The following is an 18,925-nucleotide window of genomic DNA, read 5'->3' as shown; positions in this document are numbered from 1 at the left end:
CGCCCGGCCCACCCGGCCCACCCGGCCCACCCGGCGCGGAGGGCACGGAGGGGAGGAGCGGGACTCGGGCCCGGAACGAGCGGAGCGCGGGCGCCCGCCCCGAGGAGCCCTTCAGGAGGGGCGCCCGCGCTCCTTCAGGGGCGGGCGCGAGGACGCCCCGTGTCCGTCAGTGCAGCCTGCCGGCCCCGGCCTTGGCGGGGACCAGGTGCGGCACCGCCCGCGTCGGGTGGATCTTCCCGTGCCGCTCCGGCTCCCAGCCCACATCGGAGGAGAGCGGCTCGTCCGGGTGGGCCTCGTTGTAGGCGCCGAGGAGGTCGACGTACCGTCCCCCGAAGAGGCTGCCCTCCTCGTAGAGCGCCGTTCCGCGCCAGGACACGATGACGTCCTCAGGCGCGATGCCGGGCCCCATGTCGAAGGAGTTGTTCTGGGCGTAGATTCCCGACTCCACGCCCGCGCCCCACGAGTACAGGTACTCGTAGTCCGACTTCGGGCCGTGCGTGTAGTGGTTGTTGTACACGTGCACCTGGCCGTAGCGGACGCGCGGGACGCGCTGCGTCAGGCCGGTGAACAGGTTGTGGTGCACGGTGACGCGCAGCCGCCCCCGGTCCCCGTGGTCATTGGAGTCCGTGTTGCCGTACAGCATCGTCTTGTCGTGTCCGTCGAGCACGTTCCACGAGACCGTGACCAGGTCGCTCCCCCGGACGATGTCGATCATGCCGTCGTGCCGGTCCACCTGCTCGCCGTAGACCTCCTCCAGGCCGGCGTCGCTGGTGTCGCCGTCGGTGAGCGTCAGGTGGTCCAGCCAGACGTGGCTGGAGCGCGATACCTCGATGTTGTCGAACTCGGCGTCCCAGTCCTCGCCGCGCCACTCGGGGAAGCAGTCGTAGGAGTCGTGCACCCCGAGGTTGCGGACGATGACGTTGTCGACGCTCTCCAACAGGATGCCGCCGTCGGACAGGGAGGCGTCGCCGACGCCGACGATGGTGGTGTTCGACCCGGGCGTGAGCAGGACGTGTTCGCGCTGGGCCCGGTAGGAGCGGTCGCGGGCCTCGGCCAGGGGGCCGTCCTCGCCGCCCTCCCAGTGCCCGGGGTCGAAGGCCTCGACGTAGGCGTCCCAGTCGTAGGCGGGGTCGGCGAAGTCGGCGCATTCGAGCGGGGCGCCGCCGGCGCCGGTCATCGCGCTGATGTCGCCCTCGACGTAGACGATCTTGGGGTGGTCGCCGCGGACCGCCTCCTTCAGGCCGTCCCAGGTGCGCACGGTGGACACGTCCGCGTCGGCGGCGGCCGCGCCGCCGGTGGTGCCGCCGTCGGCCGACGCCCACCCGTCGTTCTCGGCGAGCGCCTCCCGGCCGATGTCGTGTCCGGGCGGTCGGGGGTCGGCGGCGGCCGGGGGAGCGGCCGCGGAGGCGGCCAGGACCGCCCCTGCGGCGAGGACCGCGAGCTGGGGTGCTCTCCTCACGGAGGTTCCTCTCTGTCCGGTGGGGGGATGGGGAAGCGATTTCCGGACTATTTGGGGTGTTCGCTATCGATCGCGACGTTTTTCTGATTCACTTGCCGGAAAACGCTTACCGGCGTCTACGTTCGCCCGAACGGTGTTCCTGCGTCAAGAGGGGTGCGCCGGGGTGCGCGGTTCCGGGGGCGGCGGGGTGCGGGCCGGATCCCCGGTCCACACCCCGCCGCGTGGGCGCCTGTCAGCCCGTGAACAGCTGCGCGGCCGTGGAGAGGACACGGACGAGCGCGTACAGCAGCAGCGCCGAGACGACCGCCCACGACACCACCAGCCACGTGCCGCGTCCGCGGACCGCGCCGCCGCCGACGGGCCCGGCCGTGTCCGACGTGCCCTCGGGGGCGTCGTCGGCGGCGTCCGCGTCGTCCGAGGCCGCCGCTCCGCTGCCGGTGCCGACCCCCTCGGGTTCGTGGAACCGCTTGGCGACGGGGCGGATCAGCAGATTGGCCACGAAGCCGACGACCAGCAGCGCCACCATGGTGAGCAGCGGCGCCTGGTAGGCGCTCTGCGTCAGCGTCCCCGGCTCCCCCTCGGCGTCGAGGAAGGCGTTGACGATCAGCGGCCCGGCCACCCCGGCGGCCGACCACGCCGTCAGCAGCCGCCCGTGGATCGCCCCCACCTGGTAGGTGCCGAACAGGTCGCGCAGGTAGGCGGGTGCGGTGGCGAACCCGCCGCCGTAGAAGGACAGGATCAGGCAGGCGGTGACCACGAACAGCAGCATCGACGTGCCGCCCACGGTGGCCATCAGCGCGTACAGCACCGCCCCGGCGCCCAGGTAGACCATGTAGGTGGGCTTGCGCCCGATGATGTCGGAGGTGGACGACCACACGAAGCGGCCGGCCATGTTGAACAGCGACAGCATCCCCACGAAGCCCCCGGCGGCGACCGCGGTGACGGCGGCCCCGCCCCCGTCGCGGAAGAAGTCCTGGATCAGCGGGCTCGCGTGCTCCAGGATGCCGATACCGGCGGTCACGTTGGTGAACAGCACCGTCCACAGCAGCCAGAACTGGGGGGTCCGCAGGGCGTTGGCGGCGGATACGCTCGCGGTGGTCACCATCGGCGCCGTGGCCGTGCGCGCCGGGTCGAACCCCTCGGGCGTCCACCCCCGGGGCGGGACGCGGATCAGCAGCACGCCCATCATCATCAGGGCGAAGTAGCCCAGCCCGAGCACGGCGAACATGCCCACCAGCGCCCCGCCCGAGGCCACCGACCCGGCCGTGCCGGGGTCGTAGGCGGGGTCGAAGAAGGAGAGGAGGCGGCCGGAGACGGGCGTGGCGACCAGCGCACCCCCGCCGAAGCCCATGATCGCCATGCCGGTGGCCAGCCCCGGGCGGTCGGGGAACCACTTGATCAGCGTGGACACGGGGGAGATGTAGCCCAGGCCCAGGCCGATGCCGCCGATCACGCCGTAGCCGAGGTAGACCAGCCAGAGCTGGCCGGCGGCGACGCCCAGGGCGCTGACGAGGAAGCCGGAGCCCCAGCACACGGCGGAGACGAACATCGTGGTGCGCGGGCCGACGCGTTCGACCCAGGGGCCGAAGAGCGCGGCGGACAGGCCGAGCATCACGATCGCGACCGAGAAGATCAGCCCGACACCGGTCTGCGAGGTGTCGAAGTGGGCGATGAGGGAGTTCTTGTAGACACTGGTGGCGTAAGCCTGTCCGATGGAGAGGTGGACGGCGAGGGCGGCGGGCGGGACGAGCCACCGGCTGTACCCCCGGGAGGCGACCGAACGCTCACGGTCGAGGGCGCGCAAGGCGGACAAGGGAGGACCTTCTTCCCGGTGCTGGATATCGCATACCGTAGACGTCGGAATCATGGCACGTCGGCACGTGTGCCGGGAAGATCACGGAGCCTGCCTCCTCAGCCCGATCGCGTGGACGGGAAGGGCATCCCGTGCCGCCGCCGGTGCGTCCAACCGTCATGGCGATGACACACGGATCGGCACATCGACAGGGAAGGCGGCGGCTGCGCCGCATACGGCGCGCGGGGTATGCGGTGGCCGCACTCGCCGCCGCAGGCGGGTGCGCGGCGGTGGGCGGCGGCACGGTCTGCACGGATATGGCCGCGATCGAGGGCGTGTCCCTCTCGGTCGCCCCCTCCGAGGCGGCGGAGGTCGAGAGCGGCACCATGGAGCTGTGCCGCGGCGGCGACTGCGAGGAGCACGACCTGCGGTTCAGGCCTGAGACCACGTCCGTGGACGAAGGGTGCGACGACGGTGCGTGCAGTGCCCGCGCCGAGCCGACAGGGGGCCTGACCGCGAACGTCCAGATGGATCGTCTGACGACGGATCGGATGGACGTCCACATCGAGCTCCGGGACTCCGGCGGCGAAGAGCTCTTCTCCGGTGACCTCACCACTGCCGCGGAGACCAGCTATCCGAACGGTCCCGACTGCGGCGCCGGGCCGCCGCAACTGGGGCTGAAGATCGAGGACGGCTCCCTCCAGAAGCGGGGCTGATCCGCCTCCCGTCCCGGAGGGGCCGAGCGCCGCCCCTCCCTCCGCGCCCTGTCACAAATCGGCCCGCTGCCGTGTCCCCCTTCTGAGGACCGCGTCTCCCCGCAGGAGCCCGGTCGGTCAGTCGTCGGCGGCAAGGAGCGGACATGCCTTCAGAGATCACCATCATCGGCGGCGGCCTCGCGGGGCTCGTCGCCGCCAACGCCGCGGCCGAGAAGGGGGCGCAGGTGCGGCTGTACGAGGCGCACGCCGATCTCGGCGGCCGTGCGCGCGCCATCGAGGGCCCCTACCTGGCGCACGAGGGCGGCCACGTCTTCTACGCCGACGGCCCCCACTGGTCCTGGTTCACCGAGCGCCGCCTAGTGCAGCCGCTCGCCTGGCCGCCGCTCAGGAAGGCGACGGGGGCCCGGTGGCTCCACCAGGGGCGCCTGCGCCGGACGCCGCCGCCGTCCGTCCTCCGCATGGCCGCCCGGGGCCGCCGGCTCAAGGCCCCCGTGGACGAGGACTTCCGCACGTGGGCGACGCGGCTGTACGGCCCCGGCGCCGCCGAGGAAGCGGCGAACGCCATCGCCGTCGCCACCTACGACTCCGACACCGGACGCCTGTCCGCCGCCTTCGTCTGGGGTCTGCTCACCCGCGTATACGCCCTCGGCGTGCCCGCCGTCCGGTGGACGGCGGGCGGGTGGCAGGCCGTGGTGGACCGGCTCGCCGCCCGCGCGCGCTTGCTCGGCGCGACGATCGAGACCGGGGCCCGCCTCACCGAGCTCCCCCAGGGCAGGGGGCCGGTCATCGTCGCCACGGAGCTCTCCTCGGCCCGGCGGCTGCTGGGGGACGACTCCCTGCGCTGGGAGAGCGGCCACTGCATGCTCATGGACCTCGCGGTCAAGGAGGAGCGGGGCGACCCGTTCCTCTGCTTCGACGTGGACGGCGGCGGGTTCTTCGAGAGCTACTCCCAGCAAGACCCTTCCGCGGCACCCCAGGGGGAGGGCCTGTACCAGCTCCAGGTGCCGATGCGCAGCGGCGAGTCGTCGGAACAGGGCCGGGAGCGGGTCCGCGCCCTGGCCGATGCGGGCATCCCCGGCTGGAGGGATCGGGCCGCATGGCAGCGGACGGCTCAGGCGCGGGGGAGGACCGGCGCGTTGGACCTCCCGGGCCGGACGTGGCGCGACCGCCCGTCCATCGACCGCGGGGACGGCGTCTTCCTGACGGGAGACATGGTGGCGGCGCCGGGCATGCGCGGGGAGATCTCCATCAACAGCGCCGTCCGTGCGGCGTCCCTGGCTCTCCGGCAGACCGAGCGGTCGAGGGCGGCCCACGGCTGAGCCACGGCGTCTGCGTCCGCTCCACGCCCTCGCCGGGCCGGAACCCGGGGCTCTCCCGCGCGCGGGAGAGCCCCGGGTGTTTCCCCGTTCGGGTCCGTGCGCTGTGCCAGTATGGGGCGATGGACCGTGTCTGGACCGTTGATTTCTGGTTCGACCCCTCATGCCCCCTCACGCGTAACACCGCGCGCTGGCTCTTGGAGGCCGCGAGCCGCCGTCCCATCACGATCACCTGGCGGGTCATGAGCCTCTCCGTGCTCAACGAGGGGCGCGACGACGACCCCGAGGGCGACCCCGACGGCTACCTGTGGATTCCGGCGCGCATCTGCGCCGCCGTCCAGCACGAGCACGGGCACGACGCCCTCGGCCGCTTCTACCGCGCGCTGTGGTCGGCGGCCGAGAACGGCGACGGCGACTGGATCGGCGACTTCGCCGAGGCCCTGACCGCCGCCGGACTGCCCCCGGAGCTGGCCGCCGCCGGAGAGGGCACCGACTACGACGGTGTGCTGCGCGCCTCCCATGAGCAGGGCGCCTCCCTCGTCGGCGAGGGCACCGGCACCCCCGTGACGGCCGTCACCGCGCCCGACGGCGGCCGGACGGCCTTCTTCGGGCCCGTCGTCCACGAGGTCCCGACCGGCCCGTCGGCCGCCGACCTGTGGGACGGGGCGCTGCTCGTCGCCGGGGTCCCGGGGTTCAGGGAGCTCAAGACGTGACCCGTCCCGACCTGGGCATCCCCGCGCCCGCGCCCGTGCGCGGACCCGGGACCGGGGCCGGGTCCGGCCCCGCCCTCGGACGCCGGGGGACGAAAGCGGCGATCGTTACCGTATCCGCCCTGGTCGGAGGTTGACATCGGGGGTGGGACTGCCTTCTACTCATGCGAGACACGGAGCGCTCCGGAGCCCCTGACCACCGGATTCGCCCCGCTCCCCCTTGAAGAAAGGCACGCATGTCCCCCGCGAGCGAGCCGCTGCAGCCGTCGGACGAGATGGAACGCAGGGCCCTGGACGAAGAGGCCGCCTCCCCGCCCGACTTGAGGGGGGTGCGCGCCCTCCGCTACATCGGGCCCGGCCTCCTGATCGCCATGGCGGGCATCGGCACCAGCCACCTGGTCACCGCCCCTGTCGCGGGCGCCAACTTCGAGTACGCGCTGCTCTGGGTGCTGCCGGTCGCGTTCCTGTTCAAGTGGCAGGGCTTCGAGCTGGCGGTGCGCTACACGGCGGCCACCGGCGAATCGATCGTCGCGGCCTACGCACGGGTGCCCGGCCCCCGCACGTGGGCGGTGTGGGCCCTGGGCATCGCGACCCTGGTCATCGGCTGCACCGCCGTCGGGGCGATCGTCGCCGCCGCGGCCGCGGTGCTGTGGGCATGGCTCGGCGCCGGGCCGCTGCTGCTGTACGGGATCGGCCTGTCCCTGCTGACCGTCGGGCTGCTGCTGTCGGGGCGCTACCGGGCCCTGGAGGCGGTCAACAAGGTGCTCGCCATCGTGCTGGTGGTCGGCACCGTGATCGCCTTCGCCTTCGCCGGGGTGCAGGCCGAGTCCCTGATGTACATGGTGGTGCCGGTGATCCCCGCCGGATCGGCGCTGGTCATCGCCGGGCTGATGGGGTGGATGCCCACCGACCTGACGGTCGGCGTCTGGGGCTCGCTGTGGATGAAGGACAAGCGCAAGGGCATGGTCCGGATCCGCGAGGTGCTGGGCCCCGACGCGGTCGAGAACACCCCTGAGCGCTACCGGGCCTACGCCGACGGCTGGTTCAAGGCGGCACTGTACGACTTCCGCATCGGGCACATCGTCTCCTGGGTGATCGCCACGATGTACCTGCTCCTGGGCGCGGCGATCCTGTTCTCCGTCGAGGACAAGCCCCAGGGCGCCGGCACGGTGCTGGCGATCTCGGGGATCTTCACCGAGACGGTGGGCCCCTGGATGTTCCCCGTCTTCCTGCTGGGCGCGTTCGCCGCCCTGTTCTCCACCGTGTTCATCATCTACGACGGCTTCCCGCGCGCCCTGGCCGCGTCCGCGACCGCGGTCTTCCCGCCGCGTGCCGACCGCCCGTGGTGGACCGAGCGCAACGCCGGCCTGGGCATGATCGCCCTGATGCTGGTGAGCATGGTCGTCGCGCTGACCGTGCTGCCCGACCCGGCCTGGCTGGTCCCGGCCGCGGGCGCGGTGTCCTTCGCGATCAGCCCGGTGCTGTTCGCCATCAACCTGTACGTGGCGCTGAAGTTCATCCCGGAGCGGTACCGGCCCGGGCGGTTCGGGATCGTGTGGAGCTGGATCAGCGTCGTGGTGCTCACCCTGCTCACCCTCTGGGTGGTCCCGCAGACGCTCGGGCTCTTCTGACTCGTCCCGGCCACGCGGCCGCCTCCGTCCCGACACCGGAAAGGGGCGGAGGCTTTCCCGTCTTCGGAGGAACCCGCCGCCCGGACCCCGCGTCAGAGGGGGCAACGGACCGGAGACAACAGGCGCCCCTTCCACCCCGCCTGTCATCCCCTTCGCATGAGGAGTACCCCAGAGATGCACAAGAAGATCAGCGCGGCCCTCGCCGGCACGGGCATCGTTCTCGCGACCAGCGGCTGTGGCCTGCTGTTCGGCGGTGGCGGCGGCGGGGGCGCCGCGGGCGGCCCCCTGTCCGACCTCAACCCGGTCGACCTGGTCGCCGAGGCGGTCAACAACACCGAGCAGGTGGACAGCTACACCGCCACCATGGAGATGAGCGGGTCGATGTCCGGAACCTCGCTCGACATGACCTCCGACATCGAGTACACGGCCAGCCCCGAGCCGACCGTCAAGATGGAGTCCACCACCCAGGGGACCACCTCGACCATCCTGATGCGCGGCAGCGAGATGGTCATGCAGTCGGACATGCCCGGCGCCCCTCCCGGCGGCCCCGAGTGGCTCCGCATGGACCTGGGCCAGATGGGGGAGCAGGGCGGCAACGCCGGGGCACAGGACCCGCTCGCCGAGGTCGAGAAGCTGCTCGCCGCCCAGGACGTCCAGGAGGAGGGCTCGGCCGACGTCAACGGCACCGAGACCACCCGCTACTCCGGCACCTACAGCACCGAGGAGGCGCTGCAGGAGCTCGACCCCGAGGCCCAGGACGCGGCCCGCCAGGTCTACGACCAGGCCGGCGTGAGCGAGGTGTCCTTCGAGGTCTTCGTCGACGGCGACGGCATGCCGCGGCGGGTCACCACCGACGCCGGGGGCACCGTCACCAGCACCATCGACTTCACCAGCTTCAACGAGCCGGTGACCGTCGAGTGGCCCAGCGAGGACCAGATCGGCGACTTCGACTCGATGATGGACGACATGATGGGCGACATGCCCACCACCGGCGACGTCCCCTCCTACTAACGCCTCCGTACCGTCCGGCGCCCTCGGGCCGCCGGGCCGGTGCCCTCCGGGCGGTGCGCCACCGGCGCACCGCCCTCGCGCGTCTTGGGCCCTCCTCGGCGCCCTTCCCCCGCCCGGGGCCGCGCCGCCCCACCCGCCCCCTGGTCCCCCGGGAACCCAGGAATGACGCCGATTCCGGATGAATCGGTTGTCGGTCGCGGTCCGGGCGTGCTGGGGTGGAAGGACGCAGGGCGTGCGTACCGGAGGGGGTGAGGGCGACGGCGGATGAGACGACGCACCGGATCGGTCCCTACCGCATCGAGCGCTACCTGGGGCGGGACGGCTACGCCGGACGCCACCTCGGCCGCGACCGCGACGGCGTCCCGGTGGTGGTGACCGTGCCGCGCGTGTCCGGAGGCGGCGGGCGCAGCGTGCGGCGGGAGCTGGCGCGCGACATCGAAGCGGCGCGCATCGCGACGCGCTACGGGCCGGCGCGGGTGCTGGCCGCCGACCTCGTCGCGGACGTCCCGTGGGTCGCCACCGAGTACATCGAGGGGCCCACCCTCCTTGAGGCGGTACGAAGACACGGCCCCCTCAGAGGGGAGGAGCTGCACAAGCTCGCGCTGGGCACATCGGCGGCCCTCAGCGTCCTGCACTGGTTCGGCCTGGCGCACGGGGACCTGACGCCGTCCAACATCGTCCTGGGCTCGGACGCCCCGAAGGTGACCGGTGCCGGGTTCGCGCGGGCGTTCGCGGCGGCCCGTCCCGACCTGGCGGCGCGCGCGGCCACCCCCGCGTACACGGCGCCCGAGCATTCGCCCGGGGCCGAGCCCCGACCGGAAGAGGACGTGTACGCCTGGGCCGCGGTCATGCTCTTCGCCGCCACCGCCCGGGAACCGCACGACCGCCGGGAGCTCCCCGAAGACCCGTCGGCCCGGCCGCCCGCGGGGGCGGTCATGGACAAGCTGCGCGAACTGGTGCCCCGGTGCCTTTCCGGCGACCCGGCGCACCGCCTGACCGCCGAGCGGCTCATGGTGTCGGTCGTGGCCGCGTGCAACCGGGGGCGGGTCTGGCGGCCCGAGGCCCGCCTGTCTTCCGCTCCGCGGACGGTCCCCGTGCCGCGCACCGAGGCGCTCCGGCCCGTCCTCCCGTTCCGGTTCGACGGCTGTGCGCACGGGTCGCCCCACGCTCTGGCCGGGGCCATGCACGCCGCCCCGAAGCGGGCGGCGGACCTCTTCGCCGACGTGCGTGAGCGCGGCCGACTGCTGTCGTGGCTGTCTGCGGAGGTGCAGGACACCTCGCTCGACCGGGGCGCCCTGGCGTCCCGATTCCACCGCCCGGACGACGCCGCGGCGATGTTCGTCGCGCACTTCCGCCCGGACCTGGCGGCCGGGTTCTCCTGACGCCACGGGGGCCCACCGGGCGGGCCCGGACTCCTCTACCAGTGCGCGGGGCGGTCCAGGACCTCGGGGATGACGGTCGACGCGTCGCCCTTGGCGGCGTTGGCCTGGGGCTGGGTCAGGAACAGGGCGCCGGACAGGTCGGCGCCCCGCAGGTCGGCGTCGCGCATGTCGGCGCCGAGGAGGTCGGCGGTGCGCAGGTCCGCGCCGCGCAGGTCGGCGGCGATGAGGTAGGCGCCGCGCAGGCAGGCGGCGCGCAGGTCCGCCTTGCGGAGGCGTGCGCCCATCAGGTCGGCGCCCGCGCGGTCCTCTCCGGGGCCGGGGGCGCCCTCGCGGACGCGTCCGCTCGCGCGTCTGAGGAGGAGCGCGGCCTCACCGCGCAGGGCGTCGGTGTCGACGGCCTTCAGCTCCTCAGGGGTGCCGAGGGACAGGCGCTCGGTCCTGTCGTAGGCCGCGCGCAGTTCCGCGTGCAGGGGTTCGGCCTCGGGGCGCTCCAGCGCCTCGGTCAGGTACCACAGCAGTTCGTGCAGGCGCCGCATCACGCCGAACGAAGCGAACATGTCCCGGGCGGAGCCGGGGGCGCTGCGCCAGTCGGCCCCGGAGAACGTCCGCTGCGACACTTTCTGCCCGGCTCCGAAGCACTCGAAGACCGTGCAGCCGGTGTACCCGCGCTCGCGCAGGTCGGCGTGGACTCCGCAGCGGAAGTCGCCGGAGAGGTTGCGGCAGGGGCTCGCCTCCGGCTTGTCGTAGGGGAACCCCGCCGCCGCCGAGAAGGGCAGGGCGACGCAGCACAGGCCGAAGCAGTTCGCGCAGTCCGAGGCCAGGTCGGAGCGGCGCGCGTCGCGAGTGTGCACCGGAAGGCGATCTCCTGAACGGTGGGCGCGGCCCGGTGCCGCGCCGTGACCGGCCCATTCTGCCAGTCGGCGGGGCCGCCCGTTCCACCGTCGGCCCCGGGGGCGGGCGTCAGTCGCGCTCGAACCGCACCAGTTCGCCGTTGCGCAGGAGGGCGACGAGCTGTGCGCCGGCGAGTCGGTCGCGGGGCAGCCCGGTGTCGGCGCTGATCCGGGAGACGGGCACGCGCTCGGTCTCGCCGGGCCCCATGTAGGGGGTCGACAGGTGCGCCTCTTCCCCGAAGAGGAGAAGGATGCGCACGGGCATGCGTTCGGTGTCCACCGGGCTCCCTCCGGATGAATCAGGACCTCGCACAGGCGCCGCAGACGGCCCACGGGGTCACTGTAATCCCCGCACATGGAGGACGGAGCGCGGATCGTCGGATCCGCAACCGGAGGGGGACGGAACGGGCGGTGGGCCCATGGGGACACGGAAAGGCCCGGGCGGGTGGACACCCGCCCGGGCCTTCCGAGAGTGCAGGCCTGGTACGGCGGTCGCCTCACGGCGCGGGGCACAACGCGGCTCCGAAGACCGCCGGGGCACCCGTGGGCGCCCGGCGCGGTATTCCGCGAAGGCTATGAATGGAGCCCGGGGGACACTTGCTACCGCACCGGCCTGCGAGGGGTACAACGGGCGCCCCCAGGGAGTTGTTCCAGGCGCACCAGGTGATTTCGGGAGACGCGGGTCACACCTGCCGCCCTGGAGTGCGGCCCCGGCCGGGACCGGCCATCTCCACAGAAGAGGAACCCGCCTCAGGGGTGTGGAGTCCTAGCCGGGTGGATGTGGCGGAGTGAATGAAGGGAGTGACGTGGAGGCACTCACCTTCCTCGCGCTCGCGTTGTTCGTCCTGGTGGCGGTCAAACTCCCGAAGATGGCCGCTGACCGGAACCGGAAGAAGGTCAGAGCGCTCAGAGAGTGGGCCGGGCACAACGGGTGGCGGTACGAGGAGAAGCGTTCGGAGCTGGTCGGCGGTTTCAGGGGAACCCCCTTCAGAAGAGGGGGCGAGGCCGTGCACGTGCTGGTCGGCTCCCACCGCGGCCTCCGGGTGCTGCAGTACGAGTACGGCTTCACCTCATTCGCCGGCGACATGGTGCTCAGGCGCGCCTTCCGGATCACGGTCGTACCGACGCCCGTGGCGATGCCCGTTGTGGAAGCCGAGGACGACCGGACCTGGCGCGCGATCCAGCACCTTGCCGGTACTCACGCCGTCGGGTTCGACGATGAGGAGTTCAACGCGGCCTACCGGGTGGCCGCCTCCGACGAAGACTTCGCACGCGCGGTCCTCACCCCGGACATTCGCGCGTGGCTGGCGGGGCTGTCGCCGGAAGCCCGCCATCCGTTCCGCTTCGCCGATGGCCACGTGGTCTGCTGGGAGAGCGCGCCGATGGCGTACGAGCCGGACTTCCAGGCCGTCAATTTCCTCGCGGACCTCTGCGAGCAGCTGCCGTCCGAGGTCTGGGAGCGCCCCTGGCGCGGCTGAGGCGCCGTTCTGCGGCCTCACCGTGGGCCGGCACCGGCCATTCGCACTGAACAGGAACCCGCCGTGCGGCCGCCGAGTCCTATCGGGTGGCCGCGACGGACCGCACGAGGAGGCGCCGTGTACTGGGACCTGTTCATCGTCCTCATGATCGTCGCCGTTTTCGCCATCGTCATCACGGCCTTCGCCGTGAGCGACGCGGCCCATGCGAAGAAGGCCAAGGGGCAGGGGGCGTGGGCCGGGCGCAACGGGTGGCGGTTCCAGGAGAAACGGCCAGAGCTCGCCGCCTACTTCACCGGAACCCCGTTCGTCGAAGGCGGCAACGCCAAGTACGTGGTGAGCGGGGCGCACCGCGGGCACCGGGCGATGCAGTACGAGTACAGCTACGTCGTCGTCGGCGGCGGCGGGCAGACCACGACGACGCAGCCGCACCTGTACCGGGTCACCGCCCTGGAGACGCCGGTGCCGACACCGGTGCTGGAGGTGCGCGAGGGCGGGGTCGGGGACGTGATCCGGGAGATCTTCGGCAGCCGCGGCCTCGAACTCGACGACGAGCCCTTCGACACCGCGTTCCGGGTCACCACCACGGACGAAGACTTCGCGCGGGCGGTCCTCACAGCCGACGTCCGCGCGTGGCTGCTCGGGCTGCACGCCGGGTCCCGCTTTCCGTTCCGCTTCACCGGCGACCACGTGATCTGCTGGGAGACCACGGCGGTGGGTCCGGAGCCCGACCTCGCCCCTGCGGACTTCCTCGCCGACCTCTTCGAGCGGCTCCCGTCAGGGGTCTGGGACCGGGCCCGGCGCACGTGAGGGCGGGGGAGCCGGAGCCACTGCCCGGCGCCCCCGCCCTGCCCCCGTCGGGGCCGGTTCCGGTCCGCCCGGCCCCGGCCCTACTCGGTTCCGGTCTGCTCAGTCCCGCACGGCCGCTTCGACGATCAGCGTGGTCTGCTCGGTGATCGAGTCCCGCATCTCCTCGAAGGACGGGTCGGTCACCGCGTCGCTCCCCTCGCCGAAGTGCAGGATCGGCGTGTGGATGTGCCCGGCAGGGATGTCGCGGCCGGTGGCGTCGCGCAGCAGGGTGTTGCGGTAGGCGATCTCATTGGACAGGTAGCTGCCCCCGCCGCCCGCGCGCGCCTGGGACCCCTCGGTCGGGCCGTCAGGGCGCACGACGGGGTCCGTCTCACCGGCCGGGATCTCGGTGACCTCCGTGTTGTCCACGACGGGGAAGGGCGAACCCGACGCGGCCTCCACGATCGCGGGCCGGTCCAGGGTCGAGTCCGACCACTGCGGCTGCGGAGAGACGGTCGGCACGCCCTCGGGGATGGGGACCATGCCCTCCTCGCCCACGCGCTCGTTGTCGTCCGACCCGCCCCGCCAGGCGCCGTTGTGGGCCTCCAGGTCGAAGCGGCCCTCGCGGCCCTGGCTGACGGTGAAGACCGCGTCGGCGGGGCGGCCGCCGGTGTAGTGGGGGGCCAGCGCCGACTCCACCATGCCGTCGGTGAAGTCACGCCAGCGCACGGGGAACACGGCGGTCTGCACGAGGGCGGGACCCGCCTCGGTCTCGATGACCGCGCCGTCCAAGGCCAGCGCGGCCGCGCCCGAGGGGTTGGAACGGCGCATGTCGCCGTCGAGGCGGAAAGGGTCGAAGCCGGTGACGACGACGCGCTTCATGTTCGGGTTCCCCGTGAAGTCCATGTCGTCCTGCCCGCGCGAGACGCGCTCCAGGTCGGCGATGAGCCGGGCGCGGTCGGCGTCGGCCAGCCCGAAGGAGGGCTCCCAGCGGCGCAGGGCCGAGGTCATGCCCAGGCGGGCCCAGTAGAGGGGGCGGTCGTCCCCGGCGCTGAGGCCGTCCTCGGAGGCGCCCTGGTACGGGCCGGTGCCCTGGACGCGCGCGACGGCGGCGCTCCAGAGGCGGTCGCCGTGCCGCCGGACGGCGTTCTCAGCGGCCTTCAGGTTCGGTGCCGAGCACAGCGCGCGGGTGAAGTCCGCGGCCATGCCGTCGAAGCCGGAGCGGCGCAGGATCTCCTGCGGCACGTTGCCGGAGAGGCGCTCCTCCTCGACCGTGGCGCCGTCGGCGGCGAGGCAGTCGGCGGGGCCGCCGGGCCCGGCGTCGGCCTGTGCGGCGGCGGGCGCGGCGAAGAGCGGAGCGGCCAGGAGGGCCGCGGCCGCGGTGCGCAGCGCCGTCGGCCGGGGGGACGGGGAGGGGGTTCGCACGGGGGATCACTCCATACAAGTGATTTGTTCAACAATCCTCACGAAACCTAACACTCGGGTGCGGGATCCGGCCAGATGTCCGGAACGGGATTCTCCGGGCCCGGGAGACGCCTGGTGCGCCCGGTGCCCGGGATGCGATCATGCGACCCGTGCGACCGAGCGGAGGGGGAGGCGCATGGGCCGACCGGAGGCCGCCTACCGGGCATCGGCGGGGGGAGCCCTCGACGTGGACCGGGCGTTCTACGACCGGGTCGCGGCGGCGGGCAGGCACGCGACCGCGTCCTTCGAGATCCCGGTCCGCTCCGGTGTGGCCTGGGAGGTCCCGCGCGGGCACCTGTGCCGGCTGGTCACCGTGGAGGGGCCGCAGGTCGGGGACCTGAACCTGTGGAACCGGAACGACCCCCGGGAACGGCTGTGGGCCTCACGCACCCGCCAGCTCCAGCGCGCGCACGTGAGCACGTACGACCGCCTGTGGTCGACGCTGCCGTTCCTGCGCCCGATGGTCACCGTCACCTCCGACACGCTGGCCGGATACGGCACCGACGCCGAAGGGGGCAGGGTGCACGACCTCCTCGGCACCCGGTGCGACCCCTACGTCAACCGCATGCTGACCGGTGAGGACTTCGACCACCACTGCCACTCGAACCTCGTACGCGCCGTGCAGCCCTACGGGCTGACCGAGTTCGACGTGCACGACGTGCTGAACGTCTTCCAGTGCACGGGGCTCAACGACGAGGACCGGTACTTCATGAAGGCCAGCCCGGCACGGCCGGGGGACCACTTCGAGTTCTTCGCCGAGATCGACCTGCTGTGCGCGCTGTCCACATGCCCGGGCGGCGACCTGTCCGTGCCCCTGTGGGGGCCGGACGCGCGCGACCCGGTGGAGGTGTGCCGCCCCATCCGGGTCGAGGTGTACCGCCCGGACGAGGAGGCCCTCCACGGGTGGGGCCCGCCGGCCAGGGCGCAGTACGCGGGAGCCCACGGCCTGAGGCCGCGGACGTGGACGGATGTGGAGGCCGAGACGGCGGAGCGGGCCTAGGGTGTGTTTCTTGGATCATTTTCGGCTCGCGACCACGCCCCTACCGCGCCGGCTTCGCGATCATCGCGAAGCCGGCGCGGTAGGGGCGACGGCCGCTCGCTGATCGAAAAGCCTCCAATGAACACACCCTAGCCGCCCTGGCCCTCCTGACCCTCTTCGGTCTCCTTGCCGTTCTCGGCCGCCAGGGCCTTGCGCTTGCGGGCGACGACGAGGGCGACCGCGGGAGGCACGGCGGCGATGGCGGCGGCGCGCATCCACGGCCGGTCGAGGACGTGCCCGGTGGCGTGGTCGACGGACACCCGGCCCGGTCCGCCCGCGATGAGCGAGACGGCGGCCAGTCCCAGCAGCCCGGGGTACTCCAGACCGCCCTCGGTGTTGAAGAAGCCGTTGGGGGAGTGCATCTCGGCGGCGACGCTCATGGTCCCGGCGACGGCGGCACCCCCGGCGGGCGTTCCGAAGCCGAGCACGAGGGCGGCGCCCCCGACGGTCTCGGAGAGCCCGGCCACCAGCGCGGTGGCGCCGCCGGGCCTGTACCCCATGGAGTGGAACCCCTGCGCGGTGCCCTTGAGGCCACCGCCGCCGAACCACCCGAACAGCTTCTGCGTCCCATGCGCGAACAAGGTGGCCCCGAGCCCGGCCCGGAGCGCACAGACGGCGACGTCGCCCATATCGACACGTCCCACAGCGGATCCCCCCGATCGCACCATCCCGCCCCGTCCCCCGGCGGCGCGGTTTCCCCACCGTCCTGTACCCGGCTGAGCCCCGCCCGAAAATCGCCCCCTCCACGGCTCGGAGCGGCCGCGGAGCGACGGCGGGGCCGACGGCGGCGGGGCGACGGCGGGCCCATCACCGGCCAGGGAGGGGCGGGGGCCGTCGGCGCGGGAGCGAACCCGTCACCTTTCCGGAGCGTTCCCCAGCGTGTCCTGCAGGCCATGGGCCCGCGCCCGGTAATCCGGATCCCAGGAGTTCGCCTTGACCCAATTGGGCACCAGGAGGCTCCGGACGCGCCGCTCACGGCCGAGCGCCCGTCGGCGGCAGGCGGCGAGCACATCGGTGCCGCCTTGAGCGAGTGCGTCCAACTCCGCCGAGAGCCGTTCCTCTTCGTGCTCTCCCATCCGCTCCAGCTCCCCGCTGTGCTGGACTTCGCCTGCGGCGTCGGTCGCGTTCGCCGCCGAGAAGCCGAACTCGGTCATCAGGTCGCAGGCCGTGAGGACCCCTACCGTGGCGGCGTCCTCCAGGCCGTACTCGAGGGCGTTGAAAGTGAAGAAGTGCAGGGGGTCGAGGGTCATGAGCTTGTGGTAGACGGGGGAGGAATCGTCGTAGCCTTCGTCCGGGTCGTCGTCGTTGAAGGGCCAGACCGAGAGGAACGCCTGGCGGAGTTCGCGGAACGTGTTCACCTGAGGGGATGCGGCGTTGTCCCAGAGGAGTTCGATGACACGGCTGTAGTCGTCCACTTCGGGACCGGAGGCGAACGCTCCAAAGGCGGGCCGCATGTGCGTGCCCGTGATCGCCATGATCGCGTACAGCGACGTCCGGTCGCCCGCGGCGTTCGCGGCGGAGATCTTCTCCCTGACCAGATCCTGCGGGCCCATCCGTGCCTCCTGCCCTTTCTGGAAGCTTCACCGCGTCGTCGAGCGCGATGAAGACGTCCGTACCGTGTCCTGTCCCACCGGTGGTTCACATGAAGAGTAAGGCGGCCTCCTCGGCCATGGCGCTCGCGCTGTCGGCGTCCTGGCCGACAGGGTGCAAACGGCGAAAGGGAACCGGATGAGCCTGTCCGGAGGAGGCACCAGGGGCAGAGGGCGAACGGAAACGAGTGCGACAGATGGCACGGGGGAAGTGACCGGCATGGACGTCACCTACTGCGAGAACTGGAGCTTCAAGCTCAATGGCCCAGGAACCGTTCTGACCGAGAATGAAGCCCGGCAGTGCTGGGACAGCGGCGAGGCCTTCACCGCCGTCGTCCCGGGAAGGTCGCCCGATGGCCGCACCGCATTGGTGACGGTGTGCTGGAAGCGGGACCACCTGGGCACCGCGTTTCCCGACCGGTTCGGCCGCAAGGGGCTGGAGTACTCGTTCCGCAGGGTCGACGCCGATCGGCTCTTTCTCAAGCACGTCTTCGTCTACGAGTACCCGAACGAGGAGCCGGACCTGCGCGTGGGCAAGGCGGTCCGGCGCACCGAGGTCACCTATCACGGTGAGGACCGCCTCACCCGGGTCGTCACCGACAAGGAGGCCCGGACCAAGGAGGTCACCGACTACTCCGACATCGACTTCACACCGAACTGGGAACCGGTCCCGGAATTCGGGAACTGGGCATCCGTAGCGCGACAGGATCGGACGCCTTCCGTGGCCGACGATGATGGAGGGACGGGGTGACCACCGTCCCCGCCCCGACACGGCTGCTTATGTGGAGGACCTGACGGAGATGAAGGTCGAATGCCTGGGCGACCGCGGGAGCGACCTGCCGGTGCACGAGATCGACAGGTTCGGCACCGAGCACACGGTCTTCGACGTCTCCGTGGGCCGTGAGTACCGGGTCTACGCCATGTCGCTGGGAGAGGCGTCCCTTGAAGTGCTGATCGCCGACGACACCGGGAAACCGGGCTGGTATCCGCTCTCGCTGTTCAAGGTCACCGACCCCCGCCTCCCCGGCCACTGGGAGTTCGCCCGCATGCCATCCGAGGGCGCGGCCGACGCCGGGGACCTCCTGACCACCGACACCGCGCGCTGGGGGTATCCGCAGCTCGTCCACTCGGAGGAGCACAACATCGGGCTCATCGAGCGCGAGTACGAGGACCTGCGCACCTTCTCCCTCGAACAGAACCGGTACGAAGACACCGAAGACCGCGCGGGACCCCTGTGAACCGCACCGAGCACATCGAAGAGGCGAAGAAGGACTTCCTGGTCTCAGGGGTCACCGACTGGGTCATGCTCGTCGAGGCCCAGTCCCTGGCCCGGTACTACACGGGATCGGACGACTGGCGTGCCTGGCGGGACTTCTCCATGGAGTTCCTCGCCGAGCTGATGCGGGACGGGCTGACCATTCCCGGCGACTTCACCGACGACCGGGGGTTCCGCCCCTGGGACCTGCCGACGGAGGACGCCCTGGCCCGGATCCGCGACGAATGGTCCTCGTTCGGCGCCGAACTGGACATGGGCGACGTCTGCTGGTTCGACGTCACCCCGGCCGGCCGGGAGCTCGGTGAGGTGTACGAGGCCGAGGAGGCCGGGAACTAGGGGGTGTTGTGTGGATCATGGCCGTAGCGAGCGGCGTCCAGGTGCGTTCA

General features: G+C 72.2%; 19 protein-coding genes. 12 read left to right on the top strand and 7 right to left on the bottom strand.

Annotation, left to right across the window (positions count from 1 at the left end):
• Positions 1 to 166: 166 nt before the first annotated feature.
• Both O4U47_RS29605 and O4U47_RS29600 read right to left on the bottom strand, forming a co-directional pair.
• The gene (locus tag O4U47_RS29605; RefSeq protein ID WP_270681286.1) at positions 167 to 1,459 is read right to left on the bottom strand and encodes a pectate lyase family protein; all 1,293 of its coding nucleotides are present in this window, start codon (positions 1,457 to 1,459) and stop codon (positions 167 to 169) included.
• A 232-nt stretch (positions 1,460 to 1,691) separates the two neighbouring features.
• Positions 1,692 to 3,263 (bottom strand): OFA family MFS transporter, encoded by a 1,572-nt coding sequence (locus tag O4U47_RS29600; RefSeq protein WP_270681287.1) that lies wholly within the window; start codon positions 3,261 to 3,263, stop codon positions 1,692 to 1,694.
• Positions 3,264 to 3,505: 242 nt separating this feature from the next.
• Here O4U47_RS29600 and O4U47_RS29595 point away from each other — a divergent pair, with 242 nt between their 5' ends.
• The 6 genes from O4U47_RS29595 (at position 3,506) to O4U47_RS29570 (ending at position 10,017) form a co-directional block, all read left to right on the top strand.
• Positions 3,506 to 3,967 (top strand): hypothetical protein, encoded by a 462-nt coding sequence (locus O4U47_RS29595; RefSeq protein ID WP_270681285.1) that lies wholly within the window; start codon positions 3,506 to 3,508, stop codon positions 3,965 to 3,967.
• 143 nt (positions 3,968 to 4,110) lie between these two features.
• Positions 4,111 to 5,286, top strand: a complete 1,176-nt coding sequence (locus O4U47_RS29590; protein ID WP_270681284.1) for an NAD(P)-binding protein — start codon at positions 4,111 to 4,113, stop codon at positions 5,284 to 5,286.
• Positions 5,287 to 5,405: 119 nt separating this feature from the next.
• Entirely contained in the window at positions 5,406 to 5,996 is a 591-nt protein-coding gene (locus tag O4U47_RS29585) for a mycothiol-dependent nitroreductase Rv2466c family protein (RefSeq protein ID WP_270681283.1), read from the top strand.
• A 233-nt stretch (positions 5,997 to 6,229) separates the two neighbouring features.
• Positions 6,230 to 7,624 carry an Nramp family divalent metal transporter gene (locus O4U47_RS29580; RefSeq protein WP_270681282.1) on the top strand — a complete coding sequence of 465 codons (1,395 nt, stop codon included), beginning with the start codon at positions 6,230 to 6,232 and terminating at the stop codon, positions 7,622 to 7,624.
• 174 nt (positions 7,625 to 7,798) lie between these two features.
• The gene (locus O4U47_RS29575) at positions 7,799 to 8,635 is read left to right on the top strand and encodes a LolA-like protein (RefSeq protein WP_270681281.1); all 837 of its coding nucleotides are present in this window, start codon (positions 7,799 to 7,801) and stop codon (positions 8,633 to 8,635) included.
• Positions 8,636 to 8,883: 248 nt separating this feature from the next.
• Positions 8,884 to 10,017, top strand: coding sequence for a protein kinase domain-containing protein (locus O4U47_RS29570; RefSeq protein ID WP_270681280.1), 1,134 nt, complete (start codon positions 8,884 to 8,886; stop codon positions 10,015 to 10,017).
• A gap of 35 nt (positions 10,018 to 10,052) precedes the next feature.
• Here O4U47_RS29570 and O4U47_RS29565 read toward each other — a convergent pair whose 3' ends face one another.
• A complete protein-coding gene (locus O4U47_RS29565; protein ID WP_270681279.1) occupies positions 10,053 to 10,868 on the bottom strand; it encodes a pentapeptide repeat-containing protein in 816 nt (271 codons plus the stop codon).
• Positions 10,869 to 10,977: 109 nt separating this feature from the next.
• Positions 10,978 to 11,187, bottom strand: a complete 210-nt coding sequence (locus O4U47_RS29560) for a hypothetical protein (protein ID WP_270681278.1) — start codon at positions 11,185 to 11,187, stop codon at positions 10,978 to 10,980.
• A gap of 526 nt (positions 11,188 to 11,713) precedes the next feature.
• Here O4U47_RS29560 and O4U47_RS29555 point away from each other — a divergent pair.
• Together O4U47_RS29555 and O4U47_RS29550 are read left to right on the top strand one after the other, a co-directional pair.
• On the top strand, positions 11,714 to 12,385 hold the full coding sequence (locus tag O4U47_RS29555; protein WP_270681277.1) for a hypothetical protein: 672 nt from the start codon (positions 11,714 to 11,716) through the stop codon (positions 12,383 to 12,385).
• Between the two features lie 117 nt (positions 12,386 to 12,502).
• Positions 12,503 to 13,192, top strand: a complete 690-nt coding sequence (locus tag O4U47_RS29550; protein WP_270681276.1) for a hypothetical protein — start codon at positions 12,503 to 12,505, stop codon at positions 13,190 to 13,192.
• A gap of 99 nt (positions 13,193 to 13,291) precedes the next feature.
• Here the strand turns inward: O4U47_RS29550 and O4U47_RS29545 are convergent, their stop codons facing one another.
• Positions 13,292 to 14,596, bottom strand: coding sequence for a pyroglutamyl peptidase (locus O4U47_RS29545; RefSeq protein WP_270681275.1), 1,305 nt, complete (start codon positions 14,594 to 14,596; stop codon positions 13,292 to 13,294).
• A gap of 175 nt (positions 14,597 to 14,771) precedes the next feature.
• On the opposite strand from O4U47_RS29545, the gene O4U47_RS29540 reads away from it, so the two are divergent.
• A complete protein-coding gene (locus O4U47_RS29540) occupies positions 14,772 to 15,635 on the top strand; it encodes an urea carboxylase-associated family protein (protein ID WP_270681274.1) in 864 nt (287 codons plus the stop codon).
• 128 nt (positions 15,636 to 15,763) lie between these two features.
• Here O4U47_RS29540 and O4U47_RS29535 read toward each other — a convergent pair whose 3' ends face one another.
• Both O4U47_RS29535 and O4U47_RS29530 read right to left on the bottom strand, forming a co-directional pair.
• Positions 15,764 to 16,318, bottom strand: a complete 555-nt coding sequence (locus O4U47_RS29535; RefSeq protein WP_270681273.1) for a DoxX family protein — start codon at positions 16,316 to 16,318, stop codon at positions 15,764 to 15,766.
• A 210-nt stretch (positions 16,319 to 16,528) separates the two neighbouring features.
• Entirely contained in the window at positions 16,529 to 17,227 is a 699-nt protein-coding gene (locus O4U47_RS29530; RefSeq protein ID WP_270681272.1) for a hypothetical protein, read from the bottom strand.
• A gap of 256 nt (positions 17,228 to 17,483) precedes the next feature.
• Here O4U47_RS29530 and O4U47_RS29525 point away from each other — a divergent pair, with 256 nt between their 5' ends.
• Genes O4U47_RS29525 through O4U47_RS29515 form a run of 3 tightly spaced genes read left to right on the top strand, consistent with a single transcriptional unit; the run spans position 17,484 to position 18,875 of the window.
• Positions 17,484 to 18,014 (top strand): hypothetical protein, encoded by a 531-nt coding sequence (locus tag O4U47_RS29525; RefSeq protein ID WP_270681271.1) that lies wholly within the window; start codon positions 17,484 to 17,486, stop codon positions 18,012 to 18,014.
• A 49-nt stretch (positions 18,015 to 18,063) separates the two neighbouring features.
• Positions 18,064 to 18,501, top strand: a complete 438-nt coding sequence (locus O4U47_RS29520; protein ID WP_270681270.1) for a hypothetical protein — start codon at positions 18,064 to 18,066, stop codon at positions 18,499 to 18,501.
• Positions 18,498 to 18,875, top strand: a complete 378-nt coding sequence (locus O4U47_RS29515; protein ID WP_270681269.1) for a hypothetical protein — start codon at positions 18,498 to 18,500, stop codon at positions 18,873 to 18,875. The genes O4U47_RS29520 and O4U47_RS29515 overlap by 4 nt, the downstream gene beginning before the upstream one ends.
• Positions 18,876 to 18,925: the final 50 nt, after the last annotated feature.

The organism is Nocardiopsis suaedae (genome assembly GCF_027706745.1).
GTDB classification, from domain to species: Bacteria; Actinomycetota; Actinomycetes; order Streptosporangiales; family Streptosporangiaceae; genus Nocardiopsis_A; species Nocardiopsis_A suaedae.
Note: the sequence above shows the minus strand (reverse complement) of the source record. Positions and strands in the feature narration are given on the sequence as shown.

Coding starts and splice junctions, on each gene's coding strand:
- O4U47_RS29590 (WP_270681284.1), top strand. CDS start 4,111: ATGCCTTCAGAGATCACCATCATCGGCGGCGGCCTCGCGGGGCTCGTC.
- O4U47_RS29575 (WP_270681281.1), top strand. CDS start 7,799: ATGCACAAGAAGATCAGCGCGGCCCTCGCCGGCACGGGCATCGTTCTC.
- O4U47_RS29520 (WP_270681270.1), top strand. CDS start 18,064: ATGAAGGTCGAATGCCTGGGCGACCGCGGGAGCGACCTGCCGGTGCAC.
- O4U47_RS29580 (WP_270681282.1), top strand. CDS start 6,230: ATGTCCCCCGCGAGCGAGCCGCTGCAGCCGTCGGACGAGATGGAACGC.
- O4U47_RS29540 (WP_270681274.1), top strand. CDS start 14,772: ATGGGCCGACCGGAGGCCGCCTACCGGGCATCGGCGGGGGGAGCCCTC.
- O4U47_RS29585 (WP_270681283.1), top strand. CDS start 5,406: ATGGACCGTGTCTGGACCGTTGATTTCTGGTTCGACCCCTCATGCCCC.
- O4U47_RS29525 (WP_270681271.1), top strand. CDS start 17,484: ATGGACGTCACCTACTGCGAGAACTGGAGCTTCAAGCTCAATGGCCCA.
- O4U47_RS29530 (WP_270681272.1), bottom strand. CDS start 17,227: ATGGGCCCGCAGGATCTGGTCAGGGAGAAGATCTCCGCCGCGAACGCC.